Annotated in this window: 22 protein-coding genes; 9 read left to right on the top strand and 13 right to left on the bottom strand. The window is 73.1% G+C overall.

All coding sequences use genetic code 11. The features are described from left to right. The first annotated feature begins 13 nt into the window (after nucleotides 1-13). The 5 genes from ACYX4T_RS01285 to ACYX4T_RS01265 all read left to right on the top strand — a co-directional run bounded on the left by ACYX4T_RS01285 (nucleotide 14) and on the right by ACYX4T_RS01265 (nucleotide 3,865). Nucleotides 14-1,012 (top strand): zinc-dependent alcohol dehydrogenase family protein, encoded by a 999-nt coding sequence (locus ACYX4T_RS01285; RefSeq protein ID WP_476012774.1) that lies wholly within the window; start codon nucleotides 14-16, stop codon nucleotides 1,010-1,012. Continuing rightward, nucleotides 1,009-2,025 carry a phosphotransferase family protein gene (locus tag ACYX4T_RS01280; RefSeq protein ID WP_476012773.1) on the top strand — a complete coding sequence of 339 codons (1,017 nt, stop codon included), beginning with the start codon at nucleotides 1,009-1,011 and terminating at the stop codon, nucleotides 2,023-2,025. Before ACYX4T_RS01285 ends, ACYX4T_RS01280 begins: the two co-directional genes overlap by 4 nt. Before the next feature lie 153 nt (nucleotides 2,026-2,178). After that, entirely contained in the window at nucleotides 2,179-2,376 is a 198-nt protein-coding gene (locus ACYX4T_RS01275; RefSeq protein WP_476012772.1) for a hypothetical protein, read from the top strand. Between the two features lie 117 nt (nucleotides 2,377-2,493). Beyond that, a complete protein-coding gene (locus tag ACYX4T_RS01270; protein ID WP_476012771.1) occupies nucleotides 2,494-2,931 on the top strand; it encodes a hypothetical protein in 438 nt (145 codons plus the stop codon). A 16-nt stretch (nucleotides 2,932-2,947) separates the two neighbouring features. Then, nucleotides 2,948-3,865 (top strand): SCO6745 family protein, encoded by a 918-nt coding sequence (locus ACYX4T_RS01265; RefSeq protein WP_476012770.1) that lies wholly within the window; start codon nucleotides 2,948-2,950, stop codon nucleotides 3,863-3,865. A gap of 51 nt (nucleotides 3,866-3,916) precedes the next feature. On the opposite strand, the gene ACYX4T_RS01260 is transcribed toward ACYX4T_RS01265, so the two are convergent. The 4 genes from ACYX4T_RS01260 to boxC form a co-directional block, all read right to left on the bottom strand. Beyond that, nucleotides 3,917-4,093, bottom strand: a complete 177-nt coding sequence (locus tag ACYX4T_RS01260; protein WP_476012769.1) for a hypothetical protein — start codon at nucleotides 4,091-4,093, stop codon at nucleotides 3,917-3,919. Next, the gene (locus ACYX4T_RS01255) at nucleotides 4,093-5,724 is read right to left on the bottom strand and encodes a benzoate-CoA ligase family protein (RefSeq protein WP_476012768.1); all 1,632 of its coding nucleotides are present in this window, start codon (nucleotides 5,722-5,724) and stop codon (nucleotides 4,093-4,095) included. The genes ACYX4T_RS01260 and ACYX4T_RS01255 overlap by 1 nt, the downstream gene beginning before the upstream one ends. 84 nt (nucleotides 5,725-5,808) lie before the next feature. Then, nucleotides 5,809-7,236, bottom strand: coding sequence for a benzoyl-CoA 2,3-epoxidase subunit BoxB (gene boxB, locus ACYX4T_RS01250; RefSeq protein WP_476012767.1), 1,428 nt, complete (start codon nucleotides 7,234-7,236; stop codon nucleotides 5,809-5,811). A 4-nt stretch (nucleotides 7,237-7,240) separates the two neighbouring features. Beyond that, a complete protein-coding gene (gene boxC / locus ACYX4T_RS01245) occupies nucleotides 7,241-8,917 on the bottom strand; it encodes a 2,3-epoxybenzoyl-CoA dihydrolase (protein ID WP_476015158.1) in 1,677 nt (558 codons plus the stop codon). 122 nt (nucleotides 8,918-9,039) lie between these two features. Here boxC and ACYX4T_RS01240 point away from each other — a divergent pair, with 122 nt between their 5' ends. After that, the gene (locus ACYX4T_RS01240; RefSeq protein ID WP_476012766.1) at nucleotides 9,040-9,480 is read left to right on the top strand and encodes a GNAT family N-acetyltransferase; all 441 of its coding nucleotides are present in this window, start codon (nucleotides 9,040-9,042) and stop codon (nucleotides 9,478-9,480) included. Here the strand turns inward: ACYX4T_RS01240 and ACYX4T_RS01235 are convergent. Further along, entirely contained in the window at nucleotides 9,477-10,073 is a 597-nt protein-coding gene (locus tag ACYX4T_RS01235) for a TetR/AcrR family transcriptional regulator (protein ID WP_476015157.1), read from the bottom strand. The two genes, ACYX4T_RS01240 and ACYX4T_RS01235, sit on opposite strands and share 4 nt — an antisense overlap. A gap of 250 nt (nucleotides 10,074-10,323) precedes the next feature. Between ACYX4T_RS01235 and ACYX4T_RS01230 the strand changes: the two genes are divergently transcribed. Then, nucleotides 10,324-11,112 carry an SDR family NAD(P)-dependent oxidoreductase gene (locus tag ACYX4T_RS01230; protein WP_476012765.1) on the top strand — a complete coding sequence of 263 codons (789 nt, stop codon included), beginning with the start codon at nucleotides 10,324-10,326 and terminating at the stop codon, nucleotides 11,110-11,112. 60 nt (nucleotides 11,113-11,172) lie between these two features. Here ACYX4T_RS01230 and ACYX4T_RS01225 read toward each other — a convergent pair whose 3' ends face one another. Beyond that, nucleotides 11,173-12,144, bottom strand: a complete 972-nt coding sequence (locus tag ACYX4T_RS01225; RefSeq protein WP_476012764.1) for an aldo/keto reductase — start codon at nucleotides 12,142-12,144, stop codon at nucleotides 11,173-11,175. 171 nt (nucleotides 12,145-12,315) lie between these two features. Between ACYX4T_RS01225 and ACYX4T_RS01220 the strand changes: the two genes are divergently transcribed. Next, nucleotides 12,316-14,052, top strand: a complete 1,737-nt coding sequence (locus ACYX4T_RS01220) for an MFS transporter (RefSeq protein WP_476012763.1) — start codon at nucleotides 12,316-12,318, stop codon at nucleotides 14,050-14,052. 86 nt (nucleotides 14,053-14,138) lie between these two features. Here the strand turns inward: ACYX4T_RS01220 and ACYX4T_RS01215 are convergent, their stop codons facing one another. From ACYX4T_RS01215 to ACYX4T_RS01200, 4 genes are all read right to left on the bottom strand, one after another. Next, complete coding sequence (locus ACYX4T_RS01215; RefSeq protein WP_476012762.1) at nucleotides 14,139-15,968, bottom strand: flavin-containing monooxygenase; 1,830 nt, start codon at nucleotides 15,966-15,968, stop codon at nucleotides 14,139-14,141. A gap of 192 nt (nucleotides 15,969-16,160) precedes the next feature. Next, complete coding sequence (locus ACYX4T_RS01210) at nucleotides 16,161-16,361, bottom strand: hypothetical protein (RefSeq protein WP_476012761.1); 201 nt, start codon at nucleotides 16,359-16,361, stop codon at nucleotides 16,161-16,163. Nucleotides 16,362-16,419: 58 nt separating this feature from the next. Next, the gene (locus ACYX4T_RS01205) at nucleotides 16,420-17,190 is read right to left on the bottom strand and encodes an SDR family NAD(P)-dependent oxidoreductase (protein WP_476012760.1); all 771 of its coding nucleotides are present in this window, start codon (nucleotides 17,188-17,190) and stop codon (nucleotides 16,420-16,422) included. Further along, a complete protein-coding gene (locus ACYX4T_RS01200) occupies nucleotides 17,187-17,969 on the bottom strand; it encodes an enoyl-CoA hydratase/isomerase family protein (RefSeq protein ID WP_476012759.1) in 783 nt (260 codons plus the stop codon). The genes ACYX4T_RS01205 and ACYX4T_RS01200 overlap by 4 nt, the downstream gene beginning before the upstream one ends. A gap of 87 nt (nucleotides 17,970-18,056) precedes the next feature. On the opposite strand from ACYX4T_RS01200, the gene ACYX4T_RS01195 reads away from it, so the two are divergent. Then, entirely contained in the window at nucleotides 18,057-18,656 is a 600-nt protein-coding gene (locus tag ACYX4T_RS01195; RefSeq protein WP_476012758.1) for a TetR-type transcription factor C-terminal domain-containing protein, read from the top strand. Nucleotides 18,657-18,660: 4 nt separating this feature from the next. On the opposite strand, the gene ACYX4T_RS01190 is transcribed toward ACYX4T_RS01195, so the two are convergent. From ACYX4T_RS01190 to ACYX4T_RS01180, 3 genes are read right to left on the bottom strand one after another with little or no spacing between them, the layout of a single operon-like run. Then, nucleotides 18,661-19,143: a redoxin family protein gene (locus ACYX4T_RS01190; protein WP_476012757.1), complete on the bottom strand. Its 483-nt coding sequence runs from the start codon at nucleotides 19,141-19,143 to the stop codon at nucleotides 18,661-18,663. A 35-nt stretch (nucleotides 19,144-19,178) separates the two neighbouring features. Beyond that, complete coding sequence (locus ACYX4T_RS01185) at nucleotides 19,179-20,465, bottom strand: acyl-CoA dehydrogenase family protein (RefSeq protein WP_476012756.1); 1,287 nt, start codon at nucleotides 20,463-20,465, stop codon at nucleotides 19,179-19,181. 11 nt (nucleotides 20,466-20,476) lie between these two features. Next, nucleotides 20,477-21,406, bottom strand: coding sequence for an SMP-30/gluconolactonase/LRE family protein (locus ACYX4T_RS01180; protein WP_476015156.1), 930 nt, complete (start codon nucleotides 21,404-21,406; stop codon nucleotides 20,477-20,479). Between the last annotated feature and the right edge of the window lie 43 nt (nucleotides 21,407-21,449).

The following is a 21,449-nucleotide window of genomic DNA, read 5'->3' as shown; positions in this document are numbered from 1 at the left end:
AAGCTCTCGGGTCATGACGAGAACGGTGCGGTTCTCCGAGCTCGGCGAGCCCGACGTGCTGCGGATCGACGACGAGCCCGACCCGGCGCCGGGGCCCGGCGAGGTCGCGGTGGACGTCGCCGCCATCGGCCTCAACCGGGCGGAGTCGATGTTCCGGCGGGGCACCTACATCGAGGAGACCCGGCTCCCGGCGCGGCTGGGCTACGAGTGCTCGGGCACCGTGGCCGCCCTCGGCGAGGGCGTCACGCGCTGGTCGGTCGGCGACCGCGTCAGCGTCGTCCCGGCGTTCTCGATGAACGACTACGGCGTCTACGCCGACCGCGCCGTCGTGCCGGCCCGCGCGCTCGTGCCGCTGCCCGCGGCGACGAGCTGGGTCGACGGTGCCGCGGTGTGGATGCCGTTCCTGGTCGCCTACGGCGGGCTCGTCGAGACGGGCGGGCTGCGGGCCGGCGACCACGTCCTGGTCACCGCCGCGACCTCGAGCGTCGGGCTGGCGTCCCTCGCGGTCGCCACCCGGGTGGGCGCGGTCCCGATCGCCACCAGCCGGTCGAGCGCAAAGGCGCAGCAGCTGTACGACGCGGGCGCGGCGCACGTGGTCGCGACCGGCGAGGAGGACCTCGTCGAGCGCGTCCTGGAGATCACCGACGGTCGCGGGTGCGAGCACGTGTTCGACGCCGTCGCCGGGCCGGGGGTCGCCGAGCTGGCCCGGGCCACCGCGAGGGGCGGGGTGCTGACGATCCACGGGCTGCTCTCGGGGCAGCCGACGCCCTTCCCGGCCGAGACGTTGCCCGATCTCTGGATGCGGGCCTATACGTTGTTCGCGATGACACACGACGCAGAGCGGCTGCGCCGCGCGGGCGCCTTCGTGGGCGCGGGCCTGCAGGACGGCGCCTTCGCGCCGCAGGTCGACCGGGTGTTCGAGGGCCTCGACCAGGTGGTCGACGCCCACCGGCACCTCGAGTCGAACACCCAGGTCGGCAAGATCGTCCTGCTCCCGGGCGGCACGCGGTGAGCGCCGAGGAGATCCCCGACGCCGTGACCGACTGGTTCCGCGCCCACGTCGACGAGGTCGAGGGCGCCCTGGCGTTCACGCGCATCGCGGGCGGGCGCTCGAACCTGACCTACCGGGTCACCGACGAGGCGGGGCACGCGTGGGCGCTGCGGCGCCCGCCGCTGGGCGGGGTGCTGGAGACCGCGCACGACATGGGGCGCGAGTGGCGCTTCCTCTCGGCGCTCAACCCCACCGACGTGCCGGTGCCCACGCCGCGGGCGTTCTGCGACGACCACGACGTCTGGGGCGCCGACCTCTACGTCATGGACTTCGCGCCCGGCACGGTCCTCAACGACACCGCGTCCGGGGAGAAGGTGCCGGCGGCGGCGCGCACGAACGTCGGCACGACGACCATCGACGTGCTCGCCGCCCTGCACCACGTCGAGCCGTCGTCGGTCGGCCTCGACGACCTCGCCCGGCCCGGCAACTTCGTCGCCCGCCAGCTCAAGCGCTGGCACCGGCAGGCGCACCAGTCGGCGATGGAGGACCTGTCGGCCATCGACGCCACCCACGAGGCATTGGCCGCTCGCATCCCGGAGGGCGAGGTCGGGATCGTCCACGGCGACTTCCGTCCCGGCAACATCTCCTACGACGCCGACGGGCGGGCGGTGGCGGTGTTCGACTGGGAGCTCGCGACCATCGGCGACCCGCTCTGCGACCTCGGGCACCTGCTCGTGTCGTGGAGCGAGCCCGGCGACACGGTGCCCGAGGCGCTCTCCAGCCCCACGCCGGCCGGCGGCTACCCCACCCGCGAGGAGCTCGTCGCGCGCTACACCGCGGCGACGGGCACCGGGGACGTCGACATCGCCTACTACCTCGCGTTCGCGCGGTGGCGCGCCGCGTGCATCCACGCCGGCGTCTGGACCCGCTACCGGGCGGGCGACATGGGCGCCGACGCCGACCCCGACGAGGTCACCGGCCCCGAGGCCATCGACCTGCAGGCCGAGACAGCGCTGGCGGAGCTGCAGCGCTGACCCTCGTGTGAGCGCGGGTGCGCGTCACAGGTGGGCGCGGTCACGGTGCGGGTCCGGCCGGGACGGTCCGGGCACCACACTGGGAGCGGCCCCGCGCTCGGCGTCGGCGTGCGGGACCGCTCCCCCAGCGCCGACGTGCCCGGAGTCCCGCGAATGATCACCGGCGAGTGCCACTACTGCGAGTCCGTACGGGTGTGGAAGCTCTACCCCCTGCGCCACGAGGACGGCTGCCCCACCGGCGGCCGCCGCCCCCAGCGCCTCAGCCCGGACGACGCGGCCCTCTTCGCCCACCCGGACCTCGCCGAGCTCGACCTCGAGATCAGCGCCTGGTACCCGCAGCTGGTGGCCTGACCCCGCCGGCGCGCCTCTCCTCGGGGACTTCCTCGGGGGTCGACCCCGAGGCTGCGGCGCCGACCCGTCCCTAGCGTCGTGCGCACCCGGCGGAACGGACGAGGGTGGGTGGGCGGGATGGGAGACGTCGAGCGCGACTGGGTGATGCTGCGCGGTCAGGTGTCGTGCCTGCTGCTCGCGCTGCGCGAGGCCGAGACCGAGGGCGGGGTCCCGCTCCCGGTGCCGCTGACGCACGGCGAGACCCTGCGCAGCTGGACCGCCGCGACGCGTGCGCCGGGCGCGGACGACGGGGAGGCCCTGGACCTCCTCGGCTGGGCGGCCCGCACGCTCGGGCGCTCGCTGTGCCGGTGGCGGGCGACGGGTGTCCGCGACGTGGTCGCGACCGTGCTGCTCCGCGAGGCGGCGGCGCACGGCTGCGAGCCCGAGCTGCTGGTGGCGCAGGTGGCGCGCGTCCAGGGCGTCCTCACCGCGCCCGACCCGGTCTCGGCCGCGCTCGTGTGGGACGCGCTGGCCTCCACCGGCGCCGAGACCGACACCGACGCCCCCGCCTGCTGAGGAGAGAGGGACCTCCGTGGACTACACGACCATGCGCGGCCTGTTCTTCGCGCCGCCCGACCGGCCCCGACCCGCCGACCCGCCCGCCCGCCGCGACCCGTCGCCGGCGCGCGCCCTGCGGGACGCCGTCGAGGCGGTGGCCTGCCTGTCGATCTGGTCGCCCGAGGCGGCCGAGGGCTACGCCGCGGTCGGGCTCGACGACTACTTCGCCGCCTACGTCCGCCAGCGCACCGCGCCGCTCGGGACGCCGCCGACGGCCGTCGCGGTGATGGCGCTCGGGGTGTTCGAGCCCGGTCTCGTCGGCCCGCAGTACGAGGCCGGCGTGGCGGCGGCGCCGCTCGCCGACGTCGTGCGGGTCCGCGTCGAGGCGCCGGGCGCGACGCTGCGCCGGCTGCTCGGTGACGTGGACGCCGAGGCCGCCGCGCTGCTGCCCGCCCTGCGCCGCGGTATCGACGCGGCCGACGTCACCGCCCGCCCCCTGTTCACCGGCCTGACCGTCGAGCCCTGGCCGTCCGACCCGCTCGCCGCCCTCGTGCACGCGTGCCACGTCCTGCGCGAGCACCGCGGCGACTCCCACCTCGCGGTCTGCGCCGTCGACGGGCTCGACGCGGTGCAGATGAACGTGCTCACCGAGCTCTGGTGCGGCTACCCCCTCGGGGCCTACACGCCGTCCCGCGGCTGGAGCCCGGAGCAGATCGCGGCGGCCGTCACCGGGCTGCGGGGGCGGGGACTGCTCGACGGCGAGGCGCTGAGCGACGACGGCCTGCGATACCGCGCCGACCTCGAGGGGCGGACGGACGCGATGCAGCAGGCCGTCGTCGACGCGATCGGCGACGATCTCCCGGCGGTCACCAAGCGGCTCGCCGAATGGTCCGACGCCCTGGTCGACCTCGACGCCGCGCCGCCCGACCCGGCGAAGCGGCTCGCCGGCTGACCATGTGAGCACTTTCCGGGCCTAGAGGCCCGGAAAGTGCTCACATACCGATCAGGCCTCCGGCTCGGGCTCCGGCCCGTCGATCGGCTCCTCGTGCCCGGAGCCCAGCACGGCGCCGGGGACGTCGCCACCCTGCTCCACGACCGGCTCGTACGACGGCTCGCCCTGCGCCGGCGGCTGGTCGGCCGTGGCCAGCGGGTCGGTGCGGTCGCTGCGCTCGCCCGCCATCAGTGCGCGCCCTCGAGCGTCGCCGCCGGGCCGGCCGCCGGGGTGCTCACGAGCTCCGCGGCCAGCTCGCGCAGCCGGAAGCGCTGCACCTTGCCCGTCGCGGTGCGCGGGATCTCGCCGATCTCGATGACGTGGCGCGGGCGCTTGAACGACGCCAGTCCCTCGCGGCACCAGGCGACCAGCGCCTCGGGGTCGACCGTGTGCCCCTCGTGCGGCACGACGCAGGCGACGGGCACGTCGAGCCCGTCCGCGTCGTGCACCGCCACGACGACGACCTCGGCGACCGACGGGTGCGCCACCAGCCGCTCCTCGACCTCGGCCGGCGTCACCCAGATGCCGCCGACCTTGAGGACGTCGTCGGTGCGCCCGAGGCAGGTGTAGGTGCCGTCGGGGTTGCGGACGTAGGTGTCGCCGGTGCGCAGCCACTCCCCCTCGAAGACGAGGCGGTTGGTGGCGGTGCGGCACCAGTAGCCGGTGCAGATCGAGTCGCCGCGCACGTAGAGCGTGCCGGTCTCGCCGTCGGGCACCGGGCTGCCGTCGCTGCCCCGGATCTCGACGTCGTAGCCGGGCACGGGCACCCCGGAGGTCCCGGGGACGACCTCGCCGGGCCGGTTGGACAGGTAGATGTGCAGCGCCTCGGTGGACCCGATGCCGTCGAGCACCTCGATCCCGAAGACCGAGCGCATCCCCTCGACCATCCGCGCCGGCAGCGCCTCGCCCGCCGAGACCCCGCGGCGCACGGTCGCGAACGCCGCCGGGTCGACCTGCCCCGACTCGGCCGCCGCGAGCAGCGGACCGAACGAGCTCGGGGTGCCGAAGAACATCGTCACGCGGTGGCGCGAGGCGAGCTCGGCGAGCAGCGCCGGCGTCGGGCGCGACGGCTCGAGCACCGCCGCGGCGCCGACCGACAGCGGGAAGAACATCGAGTTCCCGATGCCGTAGGCGAAGAACAGCTTCGCCACCGACAGGCACAGGTCGTCCGGGCGGATGCCGAGCACCTGCTGCCCGTAGGTCTCGCAGACGACGCGGATGTCGGCGTGCCGGTGCATCGCGGCCTTCGGCTTGCCCGTCGTGCCCGAGGTGTAGAGCCACAGCGCCTGCGACTCGTCCCAGGTGTCGTACGCCGGCGGCGCGCCGCCCAGCGCGTCCCCGGCGGCGAGCATCTCGTCCCACGTCCGCGCGGCCACATCGGCGCCGAAGCCGGACGCGTCGTCGCCGGTGACGACGACCTCCGCGACGTCCCCGCCCCGCTCCCGCGCCGCGAGGACGGCGGCGCGGGAGGTGTCGGCGAACGTCGCGGAGCAGACCAGCAGGCGGCTGCGCGAGTCGGCGACGAGCACCGCCAGCTCCGCGCCGCGCAGCATCGTCGACACCGGCACCGCGACCGCGCCGAGCCGCATCGTCGCGAGGATGCCGGTGAACAGCTCGACCTCGTCGACCATGCACAGCACGACCCGCTGCTCGGGCTGCACGCCCAGCGCCGCGAGCCCGGCCGCGACCCGCCCTGTCTCCGCGTCGAGCTCGGCGTAGGTCAGCGAGCGGGACGGGGCCCGCACCGCCTCCCGGTCGCCCTCGCCGGCCGCGATCCGGCGGCCGACGAGGTAGTCCGCGGCATTGAACGACTCCGCCATGCGCTGCCCGTCCTCGCTGTGGTGATGGCGTGGTGTGGTGGGTGGCCCGATCGTGGCCCGCGCCGCGCCCGAGCGGAAGACGCGTCAGTTGAAGTGCACGTACTCGAAGTCCACGGGCTTGTCGTTGATCCCGTTGGTCGGCGGCGCGATCCAGCTCGCAATCTTCCCGGGCTCCAGGACGGGGTGCATGAGCCCGCGCACGTGGGTCTTGTCGACCTCGGTGGGCAGCCAGCGGTCCTCGTTCCGCTGCCACTCGTCCTCGGAGATCATCCGGCCCTCGGGCGAGATCCGCTGGCCCGCGAACGCCCCCACCTGGCGGTTGAAGCCGACGTGGGGCAGGTAGAGCTGCGCGTCGATGCCGTGCTTGCTGAGGATGCGGTTCCAGCGCTTGAGGCCGTTGGAGCAGTCGCCGATGTACTCGCTGCGCAGGTCCTGGTTCAGCGCGAGCAGCGCCGGCACCTCGGACGTCGTGATCTGCCCGTCGCGCACGGCGTCCACCGCGCCGGCGTCGTCGGTGAGCACGTGGTCGTCCTTGCGCCGCTCCTCCTGCCAGCGGCCCTTCAAGCCCGCGGTGAAGTAGTTGGCGGCGTTGGTGGACGACTCGTTGCCGAAGAGGTCCAGCGAGACCGTGTAGTGGAAGTTGATGTACTTCTGGATCATGTCGAGCGGGATGCCGCCGGCGCCCGCGACGTCGGCGGAGTCGTGCTCGTTCATCAGCTGCGCGGTGCGGGTGACCACGCGGTCGATGCCGGTGGTGCCCACGAACATGTGGTGGGCCTCCTCCTTGAGCATGAACTCGCAGGTCCGGGAGAGCGGGTCGAAGCCCGACTCCTTGAGCGTGCCGAGCTGGTACTTCCCGTCGCGGTCGGTGAAGTACGTGAACATGTAGAACGACAGCCAGTCCGGGGTCTCCTCGTTGAAGGCCCCGAGGATGCGCGGCGAGTCGTCCGAGCCGGAGTTGCGCGCGAGGAGCTGGTCGGCCTCCTCGCGCCCGGCGCGACCGAAGTAGGCGTGGAGCAGGTACACCATCGCCCAGAGGTGGCGGCCCTCCTCCACGTTGACCTGGAACAGGTTGCGCATGTCGTAGAGCGACGGCGCCGTGGCGCCGAGGAAGCGCTGCTGCTCGACCGACGCGGGCTCGGTGTCGCCCTGGATGACGATGAGGCGCTGCAGGTCGGCGCGGTACTCGCCGGGCACCTCCTGCCAGACCGGCTCGCCCTTGTGCTCACCGAAGGCGATCTTGCGGTCCGGGTCGTGCTCGGAGAGGAAGACGCCCCACCGGTACTCGTTCATCGGCACGTGGTCGAAGTGCGCCCAGCCCTCGCGGCCGACGTCGACGGCCGTGCGCAGGTAGACGTCCTTGGTGTCGACGGCCGGACCCATGTCGCCCCACCAGTCGAGGAAGTTGGGCTGCCAGCGCTCGAGCGCGCGCTGGAGCTTGCGGTCCGACGCGAGGTCGACGTTGTTCGGGATCTTGGCGTCGAAGTCGATCCTCGGGCGTGATGACGTCACGGGGTCACACTCGCTTCTTGTCGAAGTCGGCCTTGCGCCCGGTGCCGTAGCGGCGCAGCGCACCCTCGGCCCCCGACGCGTTCGGGCGGATGAAGATCCAGTTCTGCCAGGCGGTGAGGCGGCCGAAGATCCGCGACTCCATCGTCTCCGGGCCGACGAAGCGGTGGTTGGCCTCCATGCCGGTCAGCGCGTCCGGGGACAGCGACGCCCGCTCCTCGAGCAGGATGCGGATCTCGTCGGCCCAGTCGATGTCGTCGGGGGCGTCGGTGACCAGCCCGGCCTCCTCGGCCTGCGCTCCGGTCATCCGCTCGCCCACCCGCTCCTGCAGCGCCGCGACGGTCTCGTCGTCGCCGTAGAAGCGGGACTGCAGGCGGGTCAGGCCGTTGCCCATCGGGAAGGCGCCGAAGTTGGACGCGGTCAGGACGATCTGCGCCGGGTCCTGCTCCTCGTCCAGATCCTCGAACGTGCCCTCGAGCATGTACTGCCGGTCGCACGCCAGGGCGAGCTCCAGGAGCGCGCCGGCGAAGCAGCTGCCGGGCTCGATCAGCGCGATGAGGCTGCGGCTCGTGACGTCGAGGCGCTTGAGCGTGCGCTTGAAGTAGTGGCGGATCTCGTTGACCAGCCAGTCCGAGCCCGAGCGCTCGGCGATCACCCGCTCGAAGGCCAGCGCGCCCTCGACCGAGCCCTGGGTCGTGATCAGCCAGGTGCCGATGTCGAGCTCGTTGGTGCGCAGCCGCAGGACGAGGTCGTCGAGCTCGCGGGTCATGGCGAGCGGCCAGAAGTCGGCGTCGAGCGCGTGGATGCGCTCCAGCGACTCGGGCACCGTGCCGGGCTCGGGGCCGAGGACGGTGATCGTCGCCGTGCGCGCCTCACGGTCGATCGCGCAGCGCACGTTCGGGTAGGTGATCGCGTCCTCGGTGACCTCGCGGCGAAGGGGCGGGAGGTCGATCCCCCGGGCGCCCTGCGGTCGCGACGATCCGGCGGCCGCCTCGGCGGCCCGCTGCCGCACGGTCTCGTCCCACTGCTTGCGCGACACCGTCTCGTCGACGAGCTTCCACTCGACGGCCTTCGGCCCCTGGAAGCCCTCCGACTTGGTGGCGAAGATGTCGGCGCGGTCCCTGCGGACGTGGCGCTTGTCGGTGACGCGGGTGAGCCCGCCGGTGCCGGGCAGCACGCCGAGCAGCGGGACCTCCGGGAGCGCGACGGCGCTCGACCGGTCGTTGACCAGCAGGATCGTCTCGCACGCCAGCGCCATCTCGTAGCCGCCGCCCGCCGCGGTGCCGTTGAGCGCGGCCACCCAGGTCTGGCCCGAGTGCGCGGTCATGTCCTCGATGCCGTTGCGCGTCTCGTTGGTGAACTTGCAGAAGTTCACCTTCCAGGGGTGGCTCGACTGCGCCAGCATCCGGATGTTCGCGCCCGCGCAGAAGTTCGAGTCCTTGCCGCTGGTCAGCACCACGCTGCGCACCTCGGGGTGGGAGAAGCGCAGCCGCTGGGTGATGTCGTAGAGCTCGATGTCCACACCCAGGTCGTACGAGTTGAGCTTGAGCTCGTAGCCCGGGACGAGGCCGCCGTCCTCGGCGACGTCGAGGTAGACCCAGGCCGTCTCGCCGTCGACCTCCAGGCGCCAGTGCCGGTAGCGCGTCGGGTCGGTGTCGAAGTCGACCTGTGGAACGGTCTCCAGAGGGGTTGCGGCTGGCGCGTCCTCGACAACGGTCACGGTGGTGGTCCTCCCTTGTCGTGCGGGCCACAGTCTACGAGAATTCGACGGCAGTGCATAGAGCTGTAGAACTTCTGGAGGGCACGATGACGTGGCACTGGGTCGCCGAGCACGAGCCCCGCTGGGACCAGGACAAGGCGGCGGCGCTGGGCGACCTGCCCCCCACCCTGTTCGGTCTCGGCCACCCCGAGGTGGGCCGCCCGCTGGGCGACGCGTGGTGGCGGGTGGAGGACGACACGGGCGCCGCCATCGGCTACGGCCGGCTCGACGACACGTGGGGCGACGCCGAGATCCTGATCATCGCCGCACCGACGGTGCGCGGGACCGGGGTCGGCGCGTTCGTGCTCGACAACCTCGAGCGGGAGGCCGCGGCCCGGCAGCTCAACTACGTCTACAACGTCGTGCCGACGCGCCACCCCGACGGCGAGGACGTGCGCGGGTGGCTGACGCACCACGGGTTCGCGGCCACCGAGGTCGGCGAGCTGCGCAAGCGCGTGGCGTCCGGCGCGGCACCGGGCACGGACTAGCCGACCAGCGTCGGGAGCTGCCGGCGCACCCCGTCGCGGAGGTCGTCGAGCGCGTCGGGCGACCCGGCGAGGTGGCGCAGCAGCGCCTGCTGGAACAGGCCGTCGACGGTCGCGTACGCGAACGACGGCGAGCACGTCGGCGTCGCGCCGACCAGCCCGGCGTACGCCTCGACCGTCCGCCAGATCATGCGCTGCAGGCTGTCGTCGATCTCGGCGACGTCGGCGCGGAACGACTCCTCGAACAGCGACTGGCCGCGCAGGTCGTACCAGAGCCGGTGCATCAGCGCGTCCTGCGCGAGCGTGTCGGCGAGGGCGTCGCCGACGCCCGCGAGCAGGGCGGCCGGCCCGGTCGCCGTGGCCACGATCCCGTCGTGTCGGTCCACGCAGTGGGCCTTGTACCGCCGCACGCAGTAGGCGATGAGGTCGACCTTGTCGCGGAAGTAGTAGTGCAGCACCCCGTGCGAGAAGCCGGAGTCCTTCGCGATCTCCCGCAGGCTCGTGCGCGCGTACCCGCGCTCGGACAGCGTCAGCAGCGCCGCGTCGGCGAGCCGGCGGCGACGGTCGGCGACCTTGTCCACCCGGCGCCGCGCGATGCGGTCGGCCGGGGCGTCGAACTCGGCGTCGGGCCCGTCGACGGGCCCGGCGACGGACGGGGACGTGCTGGTCACGGGCGGTCTCCGGTGGGATCGAGACGTCCGAGCGTAGCCGACCGCGGACTCCTGGACAGTCGTCCAACGATTCCTTGACGGCCGTCCGAGACCGTCCCTACGTTTGTGACCTGCGTCGCACCAGCGAAGCACGGGACGTGTCGTCCGGCCGCGGCGCCGGCGGGAAGGACTGCGGATGAGTGACGAGCTCGCCGGCCGGAGGGTGCTGATCACCGGCGGCGCCCGCGGCCTGGGCGCCGGGATGGGCGCGGCCATGGCGGCCGCCGGGGCCTCGGTGGTGCTGGGCGACGTGCTCAAGGACGTCGGCGAGCAGACCGCGGCGGGCATCCCGGGCGCGCGCTTCGTCCCCCTCGACGTCACCGACGACGCGCAGTGGGAGGCCGCGGTCGCCCAGACGGTCGCGGAGCTCGGCGGGCTCGACGTCGTGGTCAACAACGCCGGGCTCGAGGTCACGTCGCTGCTCGTCGACACCGAGCCCGACGACGTCCGGCGCATGCTCGAGGTCAACCTGCTCGGCACGATGCTCGGCATCAAGCACGCGTTCCGCGCCATGCGTCCCGGCGGTGTGGCGGGCAACGGCGGCGCGGTCATCAACATCGCCTCGGTGGCGGCGACCATCGCCTTCCCGGCGATCGCCGGCTACTCGGCGACGAAGTCGGGCGTCGACCGCCTCACCCGCGTCGCCGCCATGGAGTCGGGGAAGCTCGGCTACGGGGTGCGCGTGAACTGCCTCTACCCCGGCCTCGTGCCCACCGACATGGGCGTCAAGCTCGCGGTGGAGACCTCGGGGCTGGGGCTGTTCGAGAGCCCGGACGCCGCCGTCGCCGCGGTCGTCGACCTGACCCCGTCGGGCCGGCTCGCCGAGGTGTCCGACATCGCCGACGTGGCGGTGTTCCTCGCCTCCGACGCGGCGCGCTTCGTCAACGGGGCCGGCCTGCCGGTCGACGGCGGGATGGGCATGTGAGATCGCGTCCTCGGTGACGGGACGCCGCAGGTGTGCGGGGTCCCGTCACCGGGGTCGTGATCAGCGGTGCCCGGCCACCCCGCGGGGCTCGTAGCGCTCCTCGAGGCCGGCGATCTCGTCGTCGTCGAGGTGCAGGTCCAACGCCGCGACCGCGTCGTCGAGGTGGTGGGCCTTCGTCGCCCCGACGATCGGGGCGTCGACCACGGGGTTGGACAGCACCCACGCCAGCGCCACCTGCGCCCGGGAGACCCCGCGCTTCTCGGCGACCTCGGCCACCTTCTCGACGATGTGCCGGTCGGTGTCGCGGTAGAGCGTCTTGCCGAACTCGTCGGTCTCGCCGCGGGTGGTGGACTCGTCCCAGTCGCGCGTGAGCTTGCCGCGGGCCAGCGGGCTCCACGGGATCGAGCCGACGCCCTCGTCGGCGCAGAGCGGGAGCATCTCCCGCTCCTCCTCGCGGTAGAGCAGGTTGTAGTGGTCCTGCATCGTCACGAACCGGCTCCACCCGTTGACGTCCTGCAGGTGCAGCGCCTTCGAGAACTGCCACGCCCACATCGACGACGCCCCGATGTAGCGCGCCTTGCCCGCCTTGACCACGTCGTGCAGGGCCTCGAGCGTCTCCTCGATCGGCGTCTCATGGTCCCAGCGGTGGATCTGGTAGAGGTCCACGTAGTCCATGCCGAGGCGGCGCAGCGAGGCGTCGATGCCGGTCATGATCGCCTTGCGGGAGAGGCCGGCGCCGTTGGGGCCCTGCCGCATGCGGTTGAACACCTTGGTGGCGACGACGATCTCGTCGCGGTCGGCCATCTCGTTCAGCCAGCGGCCGGTGATCTCCTCGGAGGTGCCGGCCGAGTAGACGTCCGCGGTGTCGAAGAAGTTGATGCCGGCGTCGAGCGCCTGCCGGAAGAAGGGCTCGGCGTCGTCGGCGTCGAGCGACCAGGGCCAGCCGCCGGCGTCGGGGACGCCGTAGCTCATGCAGCCCAGGCAGATGCGCGAGACGTCGAGACCCGTCATGCCGAGCTTCGTGTACTCCATGGACGTCAGCGTGCCCCACCGACCGTTCGCCGACGCGGGATCCGCACGGGGAATCGGCCGGTGATCGGCCGCGCTGGCCCGGAGAGCGTCGCCGCACGCCGGGACAGCGCCGTCCCCTCAGCGCGAACCGCCCGGAACCACCCGGAACCTTCCAGAACGGTCGTACGCCCCGTGAACTCTCCCGCCGACGCGTCGCCGGACCGGCGCCGCTGGCTGATCCTGGCCGTCATCGGGGTCGCCCAGTTGATGGTGATCCTCGACAACTCCATCGTGAATATCGCCCTGCCCTCGGCCCAGGCGGACCTCGGGTTCGACGACGCGCAGCGCCAGTGGGTCGTCACGGCCTACGCGCTGGCGTTCGGGAGCCTGCTGCTGCTCGGCGGCCGGCTCTCGGACCTCTTCGGGCGCAAGCGCGCCTTCCTCGTCGGGCTCGTCGGGTTCGCCGTCGCATCGGTGCTCGGCGGGCTCGCGCCCGGCTTCGAGCTGCTCGTGGCCGCCCGCGCCCTGCAGGGTGTCTTCGGCGCGCTGCTCGCGCCGGCCGCGCTGTCGCTGCTGACCACGACGTTCACGGAGGGACGGGAGCGGGCGCGCGCGTTCGGCGTGTTCGCCGCCCTCGCCGGCTCCGGCGCGGCGATCGGGCTGCTGCTGGGGGGCGCGCTGACCCAGTACGTCGACTGGCGCTGGTGCATGTACGTGAACGCCGTCTTCGCCGCGGTCGCCTTCGTCGGGGCCTCGCTCCTGCTCCCGGCGCACCCGGTCGAGCACCGGCCCCGCCTCGACGTCCTCGGCACGGTCCTGGCGTCCGCGGGCCTGTTCGGCGTGGTCTACGGCTTCGCGAGCGCCGAGACCGACGGCTGGTCCTCGCCGCTGGTCTACACCTTCCTCGCGGCGGGCCTCGTCCTGCTCGTGGCCTTCGTCGTCGTCCAGCGCCGGGTGCGGGCCCCGCTGCTGCCGCTGCGCGTGGTCACCGACCGCTTCCGCGGCGGCTCGTTCCTCACGATCCTCGTGCTGACCACCGGCATGTTCGCGGTGACGCTGTTCCTCGCGTACGTGCTGCAGCAGGTCTTCGGCTTCTCGCCGCTGCTCACCGGGGTGGCGTTCCTGCCGATGGTGGCGTGCATCGTGACGGCCGCGAACACCGTGCCCACGTACCTGCTCCCCCGCACCGGCCCGAAGCCGCTGGTGGTGCTGGGGATGCTGCTGGGCGCCGGCGGCCTGTTCTGGTTCTCGTTCCTGACCCCGACCTCCGGGTACGCGAGCCACGTCCTCGGCCCGCTGATGATGATCGGCCTGGGCATGGGGACCGCCATGTCGACCTCGATCAACACCGCGACCTACGGCGTCGACCCCGGTGACGCCGGTGTCGCCTCGGCGTCGGTGAACACGATGCAGCAGGTCGGCGGGTCGGTGGGCACGGCGCTGCTCTCGAGCGTCGCGGGCACCGCGACCGCGGGCTTCGCCGGGCCGCCGCTCGCGGCCGCGCTGCACGGCTACACGGTCGCGTTCCTCGTCGCCGCCGGGATCTTCGTCGGTGGCGCCGTGGTCGTCGGCCTCCTCATCCCGGCCGGGCGCACCACCGGACGCCGCGCGGTGACGACGCGGACCGACGCCCCGGACTCCGCTGCGCCGGTCGGTACCGGCCTCGCCGGGGCGGTCCGCGACGCCACGGGGCGGACGGTCGCGGGCGCCACGCTGACCCTCGTCGACCCCGCGGGCCGCGAGGCGGGGCGGGCGGTCAGCACCGACGGCGGCGACTTCGACCTGCGCGCCGACGCCCCCGGCGACCACCTGCTCGTCACCGGCGCCCCGGGCCTCGCCCCCAGTGCCCAGCGGATCGTGCTCCTCGACGGCCGCACCACCCGCGGCGACGTGGTGCTCGACCTCGCCGCGGAGCCCGCCCGCACCTGACCTCGCCCGGGGGTGGGAGCGAGGGCCACCTCGGCTGCGTCCTGCGCAGCGAGCGTGACCCTCGCTCCCCCGGGGGCGAGCCCACCTCACGCCGTGTGGTGCACCTCCTGCTTGGCGTGCACCGGGGTCGGCATCCCGACGGAGCGGGCCTTGAGCTGCAGGGCGAGGTAGAGCGAGTAGAAGCGCGACTGGTGCAGGTTGCCGCCGTGGAACCACAGGTTGTCCTGCTGGGTCGGCTTCCACATGTTGCGCTGCTCGCCCTCCCAGGGACCGGGGTCCTTGGTGGTGTCCGAGCCCAGGCCCCAGACCTTGCCGACGCGGTCGGCCATCTCCTGGCCGATGATGTCGGCGGCGCGCTGGTTCATCGAACCGTAGCCGGTGGCCAGCACGAGCAGGTCGGCCTCGAGGCGGGTGCCGTCGTCGAGGACGACCTCGTGCTCGGTGAGCTCGCTGATCTGCCCCTTGGCCAGCTTCACCTTGCCCTCCGCGACGAGGTCGGCGGCGCCCACGTCGATGTAGTAGCCCGAGCCGCGGCGCAGGTACTTCATGAACAGGCCCGAGTCGTCGTCGCCGAAATCCAGGTCGAAGCCGGCCTCGGTGAGCTTGCGGTAGAAGTCCGCGTCGATCTCGCGGGCCTTGTCGTAGGTCGGCTTCTGGAACGTGTGCATGATCCGGTACGGCAACGACGCGAAGATCATGTCCGCGGTGTGGGTGTCGATGCCGCCCGCCACCGCGCGCTCCGAGTAGAGGTCGCCGAGCCCGTACTCCATGAGCGTGTCGGACTTGATGATGTGCGTGGAGCTGCGCTGCACCATCGTCACGTCGGCGCCGACCTCCCACAGCGCCCCGCAGATGTCGAACGCCGAGTTGTTCGACCCGATGACCACGACCTTCTTGCCCTTGTAGGCGTCGGGGCCGGGGTGCTGGCTGGAGTGCTGGATCTCGCCCTGGAACTTCTCCTGGCCCGGGATGGCCGGGATGTTCGGCTTGCCCGAGACCCCCAGGGCGAAGACCAGCTGCTTCGGGCGGAGGGTGACCTCGCTGGAACCGTCGGGGCCGGCGCGGTCGACGACGACCGACCACTCGCCGGACGCCTCGTCGAAGGTCGCGGACTTCGCGGTGGTGGAGCCCCAGTAGTTCAGCTCCATGATCTTCGTGTACATCTCGAGCCAGTCGCCGATCTTGTCCTTCGGCGCGAACACCGGCCAGTTGTCCGGGAACTTGAGGTAGGGCAGGTGGTCGTACCAGACCGGGTCGTGCAGGGCGAGGCTCTTGTAGCGCTTGCGCCAGGAGTCGCCCGGGCGCTCGTTGGCTTCGACGATGATCGCCTCGACGCCGAGCTGGCGCAGCCGCGCGCCCAGCGCGATCCCGCCCTGCCCGCCACCGATGATGACGACCTCGGGCTGGCGCGTGTAGCCCAGCTCCGCGGCCTCGGCCTCGCGGCGCTCCCGCCAGGTCACGCGGTCGGGGTTGGCGCCGTGCTCGGTGCCGAACGGCCGGCGGTCCCCGCGCGGCTCCTCGTGGCCCTTGAGCTCGTCCAGCGTGGTCAGCAGCGTCCAGGCCTTGCCGTCGCTGTTCAGCCGCAGGTGCCCGCTGCCCCGCCCGATCGCGGTCTCGAAGGTCAGCCACGCCTCGGTGACCCCGTCGGCCTCGGTCGGCTCGCCCGTCACCTCGAAACTCACCGGGGCCACCTGGCGCGCGGCCTCCGACCCCACCACGCCGGCCACGCCCGACGGGCCCTCCACGGTGACCAGGTTCCAGGTGAACGACACCAGGTCCCGCCAGTACGACTCGTCCGCGAACAGCGCCCCGGCGCGCTCGGCGTCGCCCGACGACACCGCGTCGGCGAAGTCCGCGAGCCAGCTGCTCACCCGCCGTCCGGTCTCGGTGCGGCCGCTCTCCACCGTCTGCGTCACTGCTGCCTCTCTCCACCGGGCGACCTCGGAGTGTCGACCGTGGGCGGACGCCCGCCTCCGCCCCCGGTCCTCCTGCGTGCCCGACAGTGAAGCCGATCACGCCCGCCGGCGGCAGGGGTTGCAGGGAGGTTGCGTGCGCCCGTAGGTGAGCACTTTCCGGGGCTATAGGCCCGGAAAGTGCTCACACGAGGGTCAGCCGAGGACCAGGGGGCGGTAGCCGAGGACGCTGGCGGCGCCGTCGAGGTAGGCGCGGCGGTGGGCGCGCGGGACCCACTCCTCCACCGGGTGCACGGTGAGCATCCCGCCGCCGGCGATGCGCCGGTGCTCCTCGTCGGCGACGGCGGCCGAGGCGTCCTGCTCGCCCTGGGCCCGGGCGACCTGCTCCGGAGTCATGACCGGCAGGCTCCCCCACGACGACGGCGCCCGTCCAGCACGAGGGGACCGACGCCGATCAGAAGATCGAGTACGCCCCGTCCACGACGATCTCGTCGCCCGTGTGGAACCCGCCCGCCCCGCCCGCGAGGTACACCGCGAGGCGCGCGAAGTCGTCGGGCGCACCCCAGCGCCGCTGCGGCATCCGCGGCATCACGGCGGCCTCGAAGCGCTCGTCGTGCAGCGTGCGGGAGGCCAGCGGTGTCTCGGTCCAGCCCACGACCAGCGAGTGCGCGTTGACCCCGTACCGCGCGAGCTCGATCGCCAGGCCCTTGATGATCGCGGTCAGCCCCGCCTTGCTCGCGGCGTACGCCTGGTTGCGCGGCGCGCCGTGGACCGTCGACACGCTCGAGGTGCCGACGAGCACCCCGCCACCGCCCCGGTCGACCATGTGCCGCGCCGCGGCCCGCAGCGTCAGGAACGCGCCGTCGAGGTCGACCCGCGTCACCCGCCGCCACTCCTCCAGCGTGGTGTCGACGAAGCGGCTCCCGGACCCGCCGATCCCGGCGTTGGCGAAGCACGAGTCGATGCGGCCGAAGTGCTCGAGCACGCCGGCGAAGGCGGCCTCGACGTCGTCCTCGTCGCCGACGTCGCAGCGCCAGGACCGCACGCGCGTGCCGTGGGCGCCCAGCTCCTCGACCGCGGCGGCGTTGCGTTCCTCGTTGGTCCCCCAGATCGCGACGTCCGCGCCGCTCCGCGCGAGACCCCGGGCCATGCCCAGACCGATCCCCGAGTTCCCGCCGGTCACGAGCGCGACGTGCCCGGTGAGGTCGAAGAGACCGCCGGTCACCTGACCGCCCACCGCCCCGTGAACGTCGCGTCGCGCTTCTCGTTGAAGGCCGCGAACGCCTCGGGCGCGTCCTCTCCCGCGAAGTTGACCGACTGCGCCCGGGCCTCGCTCGCCAGCGCGTCGCGCAGCGGGCGGTCGGCGTTCTCGTGCAGCAGGGCCTTGGACTGCGACACCGCGACCGGCGCCATCGCCGCGAGACGGCTCGCCAGGTCGGCGGCGTAGGCCTCGATCTCCTCGACGGGGACCACCCAGGTCACCAGCCCGAGCCGCAGGGCCTCGTCGGCGTCGATCATCTCGGCGAGCAGCGCGAGGCGCTTGGCCTGCTGCATCCCCACCAGGCGCGGGAGCAGCCACGAGCCGCCGAAGTCGAGCGAGAGCCCGCGCCTGGCGAAGATCTGGGAGAACCGCGAGCGAGGGGTCGCGACGACGAGGTCGCAGCCCAGCGCGAGGTTCCAGCCCGCCCCGACCGCGACGCCGTCGACCGCCGCGACGGTGGGCACCGGCAGATCGTGCAGCAGCAGGGCGACGTCGTTGACGAAGCGCATCCGGTCGAGCGGGTGGCCCTCGCGCGCACCCGACAGGTCGGCGCCGGCGCAGAAGTCGCCGCCCGCGCCCGTGATCACCACGGCCCGCACCTCGGGGTCCCGGCGCACCGCGGAGAGCCGGGTGTGCAGCGCCTCCCACAGCGCCGCGTCCAGCGCGTTCTTGCGGTGCGGGCGGTTGAGGGTGAGCGTGAGGACCCCGCCCTCCCGCCCGACGAGCAGGACCTCGTCGTCCATGGTGCGCGGCTCCGTCCCCGGTCGGCTGATGACCTCGCGAACCTATCGATCGATCGTTCGGGGGTCGAGGCGCTCTATGCTGTCGCGATGACCAGCCCGGCGGCGGTGCCGCGCGGGGGCGGGCGGGAGGCCATCACGCGCGCCGCCCGCGAGAGCTTCGCCGAGCGCGGCTACCACGGGACCTCGATCCGCGACATCGCCGCGCGCGCCGGCCTGTCCCTCTCGGCGCTCTACCACTGGCACGCCGGCAAGCAGGAGCTGCTCGCCGCGCTCGTCGAGGAGAGCACCGAGGAGTACTTCCGCCGCTGCGACGAGGCCCTGCGCGACGCCGGCGACGACCCGGCGGCCCGCCTGCGCGCCCTCGTCCGCGCGACGATCGAGTACCGGGTCAGCCGTCAGGTCGAGAGCACCATCACCGCCTCGGAGTGGCGCAACCTCGACCCCGGGAACCGCGAGCGCCTCGACGCGCTGCGCGCCGCCGCGTCGACGCTCTGGGCCGACCTCGTCGCCGAGGGCGTCGCCCGCGGCGTGTTCCGGTGCGAGCACCCCGACGACGCGCGCCGGGCCGTCGTCGCCGCGTGCAACGCCATCGCCCAGTGGTACGAGCCCGAGCGGAGCGGACTCGACGTGCCGGCCCTCGTCGAGCGCTACACCGCGATCGCCCTGCGGATCGTCGACTGCCGGTAGCGCCTCACAGCTTGGTCAGCACCACCTCGGCGGTGGACTTCTCGTGGTCCGGCGGCGCGTCCTCCACGTCCATCCAGGTCAGCGTGCCGTCCTCGATCACCGCCGCGTAGCGCTGCGACCGGACCCCGAGCCCGAAATCGGTGGCGTCCATGTCGGTGCCCATCGCCTTCGCGAACAGGGCCGACCCGTCGGCGAGCATGGTGATGCCGTGGACCTGCTGGTCCTTCGCCCAGGCGCCCATGACGAACGGGTCGTTGACCGAGACGCACACGATCCGGTCGACGCCCTTGTCCGCGATCTCGCCGGCCCGGGCCACGAAGCCCGGGAGGTGCGCGTCGCTGCACGTCGGACTGAACGCGGCGGGGACGCCGAACAGCACGCTCCGCCCGCTCGCGAAGAGCTCGCCGGAGCGCACGGACTCCGTGTTCCCCGCGGCGTCCACCGTCGTCAGCGGCACGTCGGGGATCTTCTCTCCCACAGCGATCATCGTTCGGGGCTCCTTCGATGGGTTGCGGACAACTACTAGCTGCCCACGGCAGCGGCGTCCAGGAGGTGAGCGAACTTCCGCTTCGCCTCCTCGCGGCGGGTCGGCACGTGCTCGCTCGGGACCTCGCGGGGCTCGTAGCCGCGCAGCACCCGCCGCGCGACGGTGACCTTGTGGACCTCGTCCGGGCCGTCGTAGATCCGCGCCGCGCGGGCGTGGCGGTACATGTTCTCGAGCGGCAGGTCGGTGGTGAAGCCCAGCGAGCCGTGCACCTGGATCGCGCGGTCGATGACGTTGTACAGGACCGTCGCGCCGTAGAACTTGATCATCGCGATGTCGGTGAGCGCCGCCTCGGTGCCGCCCTGGTCCATCTTCCAGGCGGCCTGCAGCGTCATCAGCCGCGCGGCGGTCATCTCCGCGGTCGAGGTCGCGATCCAGTCCTGGACCATCTGCTTCTCCGAGAGCACCGACCCGTGCGTGTACCGCGACACCGCCCGCTCGCAGAGCATGTCGAAGGCGCGCTGCGACTGCCCCAGCCAGCGCATGCAGTGGTGGATGCGCCCGGGCCCGAGACGCTTCTGCGCGAGCAGGAAGCCGTCGCCCTCCGCGCCGATGAGGTTCTCGGCCGGCACCCGGACGTCGCGGTAGACGACCTCGGCGTGCCCGCCGGGCTGCCCGGAGCGCTCCTCCGGGTGCTCCATCGTCGGGATGTCGCGCAGGACCTCGACGCCCGGGGTGTCGGTCGGGACCACGAACATCGACGCCCGCCGCCGCGGCGCCGCGTCCGGGTCGGTGACGGCCATGAGGATGAGGAAGTCGGCCACCGACCCGTTCGACGTGAACCACTTGTGCCCGTTGACGACGTACTCGTCGCCGACGCGCTCGGCCCGCGTCGTCAGCAGGGTGGGGTCGGCGCCGGCGTTCGGCTCGGTCATCGAGAAGGCGCTGCGCAGCTCGCCGTCGAGCAGCGGCTCCATCCAGCGCTTCTTCTGGTCGTCGTTCGCCCCGAGGGCGAGCAGCTCCGCGTTGCCGGAGTCGGGCGCGTTGTTGCCGAAGACCGCCGGGGCGTACGCGCACTGGCCGAGGATCTCGTGCATCAGCCCGAGCTTGACCTGCCCGAACCCGCCCCCGCCGAGCTCCGGCGGCAGGTGCGCGGCCCACAGCCCGCGCGCCTTGACCTCCTCCTTGAGCGGGGCGGTCGCCCGCGCCATCGTCTCCCCGTCGAGGTCGAGGGTCTCGAGGGGGAGGATCTCCTCCCGGACGAAGGTGCGCATCCACGCGAGCTGCGCCTCGAACTCGGGCTCGGTGGAGAAGTCCCAGGCCATGCGCTGTCCTTTCAGGCCGTGTAGGCGAGGTCGAGTCCGGTGCCGTCCCACTCGAGGGTGTACAGCACGCCCCGCCCCGAGGACGTCACCCAGGCCGTGCGCGAGTCGGCGCCGGCGAAGCAGATGTTCGTGACGTACGGGTCGTGCTCGGGCACCGGGATCTGCCGGCGCAGCTCCCCGTCCGGCGCGATCACGCTGATCGCGCCGGTCATCAGCGTCGCGACGCAGACGTTGCCCGCCCCGTCGACCGCGAGCGAGTCGAGCAGCTGGTAGCCGCCGAACCCGTGCAGCAGCGCCGCGCCGCGCGGCCCCACCGGCTCCGCGGCGCGGGCCAGGCGTCCGGGACGCGCGACGTCCCACGCCCAGACCCGGCCGGTGACGGTCTCGGCGATGTAGAGCCGGGACCCGTCGGGCGAGAGGCCGACGCCGTTGGGCTGGGTCAGCGGATGGACGACCTCGGTGATCGAGGACCCGTCGGCCTGCGCGTGGTACAGCGCCCCGGTGTCGCGGTCGCGCTCGCGGCTCTTGCCGATGTCGGTGAACCAGAAGCCGCCGTCGGTGTCGAAGACGATGTCGTTGGGCCCGCGCAGGGGCCGGCCGTCGCACTCGGTGTAGAGCGTGGTGACGGAGCCGGCGTCCGGCCCGTCGAGCTCGACCCGCTGGATGCTCCCGCCGACGTAGTCCGGGGGCTGGTGGCCGGGCGCGGTGATCCCGTCGCGGTCGTGCCAGGCGAAGCCGCCGTTGTTGCAGACGTAGACCGCACCGTCGGGCCCGATCGCCGCGCCGTTGGGTCCGCCGCCGAGCTCGGCCACCACGGACGTCTGGCCGTCGGGCGCGACGCGGGTCAGCGTGCCCCGTCGGATCTCGACGACGAGGACGTCGCCGCCGGCCAGGGCGACGGGTCCCTCCGGGAACCCCAACCCGGTCGCCACGGCGCGCATGCTCACGAGCCTCTCCCTGAACGGTCGTTCAGCGCAATGTCGG

The organism is Actinomycetospora sp. ABD4_176, from assembly GCF_056311855.1.
The sequence above is the reverse complement of the archived record's forward strand: the minus strand, read 5'-3'. Positions and strand labels throughout refer to the sequence as shown.